This is a genomic window from Mesorhizobium sp. M6A.T.Cr.TU.014.01.1.1 (assembly GCF_004022765.1).
GTDB classification, from domain to species: Bacteria; Pseudomonadota; Alphaproteobacteria; order Rhizobiales; family Rhizobiaceae; genus Mesorhizobium; species Mesorhizobium mediterraneum.
The window spans coordinates 22,920-30,178 of sequence record NZ_RZPG01000044.1; the positions used below are offsets into that span (position 1 = coordinate 22,920).

A 7,259-nucleotide genomic window follows, 5' to 3' on the forward strand; every position below is an offset into this window, starting at 1 on the left:
CGCGGGCCTACCGTCCTTTGTTACGCACTTAGACTTCCGACGCCGGATCATCGCCCACCAGAACGACAGCCAGCCCCGGCGCAATGCCGTGCTCCCCATTGAGCCACGCCATATGCGCAGCCACTCTCGAACGCAGCTGCGCCGCGGACACCTTTCCGTCGGTGATCTGGGCAGTCACGCCACCTTCTCCTCGAGCCGCTTTGCAGCCGTTTCCAGCGCGTGCCAGAGCGATCCGGCTGATGAGCGCGCGCCCAGCATGGCGGCATGGAGGTCGCCGCGGCGGATGACGAAACAGCTCATATGCTCAACGCCGGTCCGTGTCGCACGGCCCGGACCAAAATTCGCGAGGTCGATATTAACGAGCTTCGACAGCAACGCCTCGAGAGGCCCTGTGCCGGCCCGCGAAACAATCTCGAACGCCACCCAGCCATCGGTTTGCTCGGTTGCCGAGCAGCCGGGGGCGAGTTGCTTGAGCTCGGCGGCAAAATCCAGCTCGGCGCAGCCTTCGCCCTCGATCGTCCACTGATCCGGTCCGGTCCACAGCGCGGCAACCCCCTGCCCTGCAACCCAGCGGCCGGGTCCGGGAAGAGTGAGCCCAAAGGGTGTCGGCTCAACAGTTCCCCGGCGCAGCGCAAGCGAGGCAAGCGCGAGACCGACATTCTCCCGCAGCTCGATCGCTCCAAAGGATGCGTATCCGGGCGTTACGGCACCGAGCGCGGTGATAGGTCTCAGGTCAGTCACGCAGACGTTCTCCTTCAGGATCGATGAAATGCGCCGACACCACGCGCAGGCGCGCGTTTTCGCCTTCAAGCGGGTTCGCGGCCACGATCACCTCACCCAGTCGTTCGTCGCCATTCCCGAGGAAACCAAGCCCGATCATCGACCCGACATGCGGACTGTAGCAGGCTGACGTGATCCAACCTTGGTCGGTGTCGAGACTCTGCGGCGCCTCCTCGGCAAAAAGATGCGAGCCGCTGACCACCTTCCCGGCCGGATCGACGGGCCGCAGCCCCACCAGGCGTCGCCTGTCGCCCGCAAGGCCCTCGCGCCGCGACATCACGGCGCCGACGGAATCCTTCTTCTGCGACACCATACCGCCGAGTCCGACCATCGCGGCCGTCGTCTGTCCGTTCAACTCGGCCCCGGCGGCGTGTCCCTTCTCGATCCGCAGCACGGACAGCGCTTCCACTCCATAAGGCGTCACTCCGAGATCGGCACCCAGCTCCATAAGTCGCTCCATCAATGCGTGGCCGTATCGTGCCGGAACCGCAATCTCATAGGCGAGTTCGCCCGAGAAGGAGATGCGGAAGAGCCGCGCGCGCAGCCCGTCGCAGACGGTGAGCTCCGCGCAGGCCATGAAGGGGAAGGCCTCGTTCGACAGGTCGAACTCGTCAACGATGCGGGCGAGCAGAGCGCGCGACTTGGGCCCGGCGACGGCGATCTGCGCCCAAGCATCGGTCGTGGAGATGAGCTGGACGTCGAGTTCCGGCCACAGGCATTGCCTCGCGAATTCCATGTTGCGGTAGACCAGACCGGCGTTGGCGGTCGTCGTGGTGACTACATAATGATCCTCGGCCAGCCGCGCGCAGGTGCCATCGTCATAGACAAATCCGTCTTCGCGCAGCATAAGCCCGTAGCGGACTCGGCCGACTTTCAGCTTGGCCATGATATTGCAGTAGAGCCGGTTGAGAAACTCGCCCGCGTCCGCGCCCTGGACATCGATTTTGCCGAGCGTCGTCACATCGCACAGGCCCACTGCGCTGCGCACGGCCCTGGCCTCGCGGTCCACGCTCTGGCGCCAATGCGTTTCGCCCGCACGCGGGAAATATTGCGCGCGCATCCACTGGCCGACCTCGACGAACACCGCGCCCTGCGCCTCGGCCCAGTGATGGGTGGGTGTGAGGCGGCGTGGTCGGAAATGCCGCCCTATATCGCCGCCGCCCAGGACAGAGAGCGTCACTGGAGTGTAAGGCGGGCGGAAAATCGTTGTTCCAGTTTCCGGGATCGACCTCCCGGTCAGCTCCGCCATCACGGCAAGACCGGTCACATTTGAGGTTTTGCCTTGGTCCGTCGCCATGCCCAGCGTCGTGTAGCGTTTCAAATGCTCCACCGGCCGCATGTTCTCGGCATGGGCGAGCTTGATGTCCTTCACCGTCACGTCATTCTGGAAATCGACCCAGGCGCGCTTCTTGCCGGGTACATGGAAGACGGGCGCAACCGTGTAGTCTGCCTCCTCGGCGCGCGGCAAATCGGGCAACGATGCCGCGATTCCAAGTTCGTCCATCGCACGCTGTGCGGCTTGCGCGCCGGAACGCATGGCGTCGGCGGTGGAAAAATTGCCCGCCGCCGCACCTGCCGGAATTAATCCTAGGGGTCCCTCCTCCCCAGGCAGGAACGCCTGCAGCGGTTCATTCCAAACAGGCCGACCGCGATGATGCGAAAAGAGATGCAAATTCGGGTTCCAGCCGCCAGAGACCCCAAGCGCGCCGCACTCGATCCATTCGGACCTGCCGTTGGCCTGAACCTCGACCGATTTTAGGCCTAGCCGTCCGCGTGAGCCAGTCACCATGCCCCCCGCGATCAGTCGGTAATCACCGCGAGCCTTCGCCTCGGGGCGCGCGTCGATGACGGCGGCGATCTGGACATCCTTGGCGGCGAGATCGCGCGCGGTGCGATGACCGTCATCATTATTGGTGAAGACGGCGACCGTCTCGGAGGGGCATGCCGCCCAGCGATTGGCGTAAGCCCGCATCGCGCCGGCCAACATGATTCCCGGACGGTCATTATCGGCAAAGGCGATGGGCCGCTCTGTCGCGCCCGCCGCCACTACCGCGCGTTTCGCCGTGATACGCCACAGAGTCTGGCGCACACGCCCGCTCGCGTCTGGGAGATGATCGGAAACGCATTCCACCGCGCCATAGATGCCGTGATCATAGACCCCGAACACCGTGGTGCGGCGCATCACGCGAATGTTCGGCAGGCTGTCTAACTCACGTTCCAATGCGGAGACCCATTCGGTGGCCGGCGCTCCGTCCAGCGTTTCCATCTCGGACAGAAGTCGCCCGCCCAGGCGGAAATCCTCGTCGGCCAAAATCACACGTGCGCCGGAGCGCGCCGCCGTCAGCGCCGCAGCCAGTCCGGCCGGACCTCCTCCGATCATCAGCAGGTCGCAATGGAGGAACCCCTTGTCGTATGCATCGGGGTCGGCCTGCATGGAGAGGCGTCCCAGGCCCGCCGCTCTCCGGATCGCCGGCTCGTAGAGCTTTTCCCAGAAGACTTTGGGCCACATGAAGGTCTTGTAGTAGAAGCCGGCTGTGAAGAAAGGCGACAGCAGGTCGTTCATCGCCAACGCGTCGAAGCCGAGTGAGGGCCAGTGGTTCTGGCTTCGCACCTCCAGCCCCTCGAACAGCTCTACCACGGTGGCGCGCGTGTTCGGCTCCTGCCGTGCCCCCGTTCGCAGTTCGACCAGAGCGTTCGGTTCCTCCGAACCGGCCGAGAGCACCCCGCGCGGGCGGTGATACTTGAAGCTGCGGCCCACAAGACGCACGCCATTGGCCAGAAGCGCAGACGCGAGCGTGTCGCCGGCATGGCCGTGATACCGTTTGCCGTCGAAGGTGAAGTTCAGGGTCTGCGAGCGGTCAATCAGCCCTCCGGCTAGCCGTGTCATTTGCTGCACCTCGTCCGCCCAAGGGCCACATTGCGGGCCAGTTCCGCACCGAGGACTTCATGGGTGACCGTGTCGCGCGTCACCACCAGCCATGACCGGTCGCCCTGCTCGTGGAACCACAGTTCGCGGTGCACGCCCGCCGGGTTGTCGCGCAGGAAGACGTAATCGCAAAAAGCGGCCTCGGCATCGGGCGCGGGTGGGTCTGGACGGTCGATGAGCCGCGCGTCGCCCAGATAGGTAAATTCCTGCGCATCGCGCGGGCCCAGAAGTGGATGGGGGATCAGCATGGAACCGCCTCAGTGGAGATTGGGCTGGGCACCGGCGCCGCGCTCGTCGATCACATAGCCGCGTGCGAACCGGTCAAAGCGATAAGCGCGCGCGGTCTCGTGTGGTGCGCCGGTGGCAAGAAGATGGGCGAAGGCATAGCCGCTGGCAGGCGTCGCCTTGAACCCGCCATAGCACCAGCCGCCGTTGAAATAGAGGCCATCAATAAGCGTGCGGTCGATGATCGGCGAACCGTCCATCGACATGTCCACCACACCCCCCCACATGCGCAGGAGCCGTGCCCGCCCGATCATGGGCATCAGCGCCATGCCGCCTTCGGCGACGTCCTCGACCACCGGCAGGTTGCCGCGTTGGGCATATGAATTGTAGCCGTCGATATCTCCGCCAAAGACAAGCCCGCCCTTGTCGGACTGGCTGATGTAGAAATGGCCTGCGCCGAAGGTGATCACGCCCGGAATGGTGGGCTTGAGCCCCTCCGTGACGAACGCCTGCAAAACATGGCTTTCGATCGGAAGCCGCATTCCGGCCATCGCCATGACGCGGCCCGAGGAGCCCGCCACTGCGACGCCAACCTTGTCGGCGGCGATATAGCCGCGCGATGTCTCCACGCCACGCACCTTACCGCGATCCACCCGGAAACCCATCATCTCGCAATTCTGGATCAGGTCCACGCCGTGGCTGTCGGCCCCGCGCGCATAGCCCCAGGCCACGCCGTCGTGCCGCGCGGTGCCGGCACGCCGCTGCATCAGGCCACCTTTGATCGGGAAGCGCGCGTTCTCGTAGTTCAGGAACGGAACCATGGCGCGCAGTTCCTCTCGACCTAGCAACCGGGCGCCCGCCCCCGCCAGCATCATGGCGTTGCCGCGGCGGCGAAAGGCATCACGCTGCGCATCCGTATGAAAAAGGTTGATGATGCCGCGCTGGGAAACCATTGCGTTGAAGTTGAGCTCCTGCTCCAATCTTTCCCAGAGCTTCATCGAGAACTCGTAGAAGGGCTCGTTGCCGGCAAGCAGGTAGTTCGACCGGATGATTGTCGTGTTTCGCCCGACATTCCCGGATCCGAGCCAACCCTTCTCCAGCACGGCGATACGGGATCGCCCGAAGGTCTTGGCCAGGTAATAGGCCGTCGCCAAGCCGTGACCGCCCCCGCCCACGATCACGTAGTCATAGGCGGGCTTGGGCTCAGGGTTGCGCCAGAGCGGCCGCCACCCGGTATGCCCCTTGAGCGCTTCAGCAAAGACGCGGAAGCCCGAAAACTTCATATCAAGAACTCCTTGGACTGCCGGGACTATGTCACGGCAAGGGCAGTGAGGTGTTTTCAAAATTGACTTATGTGTGCTTTTGCCGGACATGTGCGAACAATGTGGACGATAGGATTTCCAACGGGATGATTGACGGGAATCACGGCAGCGCGCGGCGATACGGTTTCCTGCTGATCGAAGGCTATGCCCTGATGTCCGCGGCCTCCGCGGTCGAGCCGCTGCGCGCCGCCAACCTGCTTAGCGGGCGGACCCTTTACGATCTGAGCTTCATCTCGGCCAAGGGCGGGTGGATGCGCAGTTCCGTCTCGGGCGCGTTCGAGACCGAACCTGTTTCAGAGGCAGGCACTAATTTCGACATTCTGTTTGTCGTGGCGGGCGGCAATCCGCTGACCTATCGCGACGACAGGATTCTGGGCAGGCTGCGCCGTCTTGCCCGTTCGGGCGTGCCACTGGGAGGAATCTCAGGCGGGGCGGCAATCCTGGCCGCGGCGGGTGTGATGTCGTCACGCCGGTTTACAATTCACTGGCAGCATATCGATACGATGCGGGAGATGTATCCCGACGCACTCATCGAACGGCGGCTGTTCGTCATTGATCGTGACCGCTTCACCTGCGCAGGCGGCATGGCCCCGCTGGACATGGCCCACGCCCTGATCGCTTCAGATCACGGTGTGGAATTGGCCCGTGCGGTCAGCGATTGGTTCATCCATACCGGCATCCGGCAGGCCGAGGCCCCGCAGCAATTGGACCCGGTGCGCAGGTATGATCTGCATCATCCCGCTCTGGTCGCCATGGTGGAACTGATGACGAGCCATATCGCAGACCCGCTAAAGCTGGAGGATCTGGCGCATCTGAGCGGTATCGGGGCCCGGCAATTGGAGCGGCTGACAAAGGAACAGCTGGGACAGAGCGTGATGCAGTTCTATCGGTTTCTGCGATTGGAGAAGGCCGACGAGATTCTGCGGCAGTCCAACCTTCCGCTCGTCGAGGTGGCGCTTGCCACGGGCTTTTCCAACCGTAGTCATTTCTCACGAGCTTTTCAGCGGAATTTCGGCACAGGTCCCGCCACCCGTCGCAAACAGCGCCGCCACGGCGAAAGTTGTCGCGACTGGCCGCGCCCGTGATCAGAAGGACCCGCTGACAGTCCTCCGTGATACATACAGGTCAGCGTACTCTGGAGCATTCACCCCAACGACGGTTTGTCCGATTCCGGCTCGACGTTTGTCATCACGATCAGCACCTCACAATCTTTGATGAGCGCCGCCGCTGTCATGCAGCGCGAGCTTTCAAATCTCTTGTCGGCCGTCATGAGCGCCGACACGATGGCCGAGCCGGGCCGCAAGCCGCCGGCCAGGGTCGAAGGCGAGGTCTGGGAGCGTGGCAGCGATCGCGCTCGCGATGATCGGAGTGGTTCCTGGAATCCTCTGAGCCGCCGGCTCAGTGGCTCAGTTCGTTTCAACGATGCCAGGCATGGACGGTCCATGTCGCTAATCTTCCCATGAACTTCGCGCAACCGTGCAACTGCTGGATTAGAACAAGAAGACAGAAAGGCAGATCGGCAAGCTGCGGAATCCGCTTATCGTCGTCTTGATCCGCAACCAGAATGCCTACGCCAGCGATGCCTTGGGGATGATGACGACCCGAGCTTGGCTGGGTGGCCCGCAAGGCGTTGATCCGACGCAGTTGCGTGTAATCGTGATTCGTCGGCCCCAATATGTTTGCCGCGCATCCGCAACGCATCTCGCAGCGAGTTACTTGAGGTATGCCGGAATATTGCCCTAGCTCACGCGCGGCTTCTCCATGGCGTGTCGCCTCTCCTGCGCGACAGGGCAGCCACAAGCGGTTCAAATCCTGCGGTTTCAAGGCTCTTAATCGCGGAAAGGATCTGGTCCTGCCAATGGGGATGGACATTCTCTCTGGTGATGTTCTTGAACTTCTCCACTACCTGTTCGCTAGATAACGGGTTAGCGACATCGCCAAGAGGATATCGTACGATCATTTCTTCCGGCCCGCTGCCCTGGTCTATGACAACGCGAGCAGGCGTT

At 63.1% G+C, this 7,259-nt stretch carries 7 protein-coding genes and 2 pseudogenes; 1 reads left to right on the forward strand and 8 read right to left on the reverse strand.

Annotation, left to right across the window (positions count from 1 at the left end):
* Window positions 1-28 precede the first annotated feature (28 nt).
* Genes EN885_RS33955 through EN885_RS31635 form a run of 5 tightly spaced genes read right to left on the reverse strand, consistent with a single transcriptional unit; the run spans window position 29 to window position 5,214 of the window.
* A complete protein-coding gene (locus tag EN885_RS33955) occupies window positions 29-178 on the reverse strand; it encodes a hypothetical protein (RefSeq protein ID WP_206616872.1) in 150 nt (49 codons plus the stop codon).
* Window positions 175-741: a sarcosine oxidase subunit gamma gene (locus tag EN885_RS31620; protein ID WP_126064883.1), complete on the reverse strand. Its 567-nt coding sequence runs from the start codon at window positions 739-741 to the stop codon at window positions 175-177. Before EN885_RS31620 ends, EN885_RS33955 begins: the two co-directional genes overlap by 4 nt.
* Window positions 734-3,667, reverse strand: a complete 2,934-nt coding sequence (locus EN885_RS31625) for a sarcosine oxidase subunit alpha family protein (protein WP_128244141.1) — start codon at window positions 3,665-3,667, stop codon at window positions 734-736. Before EN885_RS31625 ends, EN885_RS31620 begins: the two co-directional genes overlap by 8 nt.
* Window positions 3,664-3,954 carry a sarcosine oxidase subunit delta gene (locus EN885_RS31630; protein ID WP_126063854.1) on the reverse strand — a complete coding sequence of 97 codons (291 nt, stop codon included), beginning with the start codon at window positions 3,952-3,954 and terminating at the stop codon, window positions 3,664-3,666. The genes EN885_RS31625 and EN885_RS31630 overlap by 4 nt, the downstream gene beginning before the upstream one ends.
* A 9-nt stretch (window positions 3,955-3,963) precedes the next feature.
* The gene (locus EN885_RS31635) at window positions 3,964-5,214 is read right to left on the reverse strand and encodes a sarcosine oxidase subunit beta family protein (RefSeq protein ID WP_126063853.1); all 1,251 of its coding nucleotides are present in this window, start codon (window positions 5,212-5,214) and stop codon (window positions 3,964-3,966) included.
* Window positions 5,215-5,315: 101 nt separating this feature from the next.
* On the opposite strand from EN885_RS31635, the gene EN885_RS31640 reads away from it, so the two are divergent.
* The gene (locus EN885_RS31640; protein WP_245493182.1) at window positions 5,316-6,338 is read left to right on the forward strand and encodes a GlxA family transcriptional regulator; all 1,023 of its coding nucleotides are present in this window, start codon (window positions 5,316-5,318) and stop codon (window positions 6,336-6,338) included.
* 59 nt (window positions 6,339-6,397) lie between these two features.
* Here EN885_RS31640 and EN885_RS34775 read toward each other — a convergent pair whose 3' ends face one another.
* The 3 genes and pseudogenes from EN885_RS34775 to EN885_RS33960 form a co-directional block, all read right to left on the reverse strand.
* Window positions 6,398-6,523, reverse strand: a complete 126-nt coding sequence (locus EN885_RS34775; protein ID WP_281035178.1) for a hypothetical protein — start codon at window positions 6,521-6,523, stop codon at window positions 6,398-6,400.
* Window positions 6,524-6,539: 16 nt separating this feature from the next.
* Window positions 6,540-6,840 (reverse strand): annotated as a pseudogene (locus tag EN885_RS34490) (IS110 family transposase); the annotation flags it as partial.
* 157 nt (window positions 6,841-6,997) lie between these two features.
* Window positions 6,998-7,259: pseudogene (locus EN885_RS33960) on the reverse strand (MmgE/PrpD family protein); the annotation flags it as partial.

Bases quoted from the DNA above. Each gene is read 5' to 3' on its own strand.
- EN885_RS31625 (WP_128244141.1), bottom strand. From the start codon at position 3,667: ATGACACGGCTAGCCGGAGGGCTGATTGACCGCTCGCAGACCCTGAAC.
- EN885_RS31630 (WP_126063854.1), bottom strand. From the start codon at position 3,954: ATGCTGATCCCCCATCCACTTCTGGGCCCGCGCGATGCGCAGGAATTT.
- EN885_RS31635 (WP_126063853.1), bottom strand. From the start codon at position 5,214: ATGAAGTTTTCGGGCTTCCGCGTCTTTGCTGAAGCGCTCAAGGGGCAT.
- EN885_RS34775 (WP_281035178.1), bottom strand. From the start codon at position 6,523: ATGACGGCCGACAAGAGATTTGAAAGCTCGCGCTGCATGACAGCGGCG.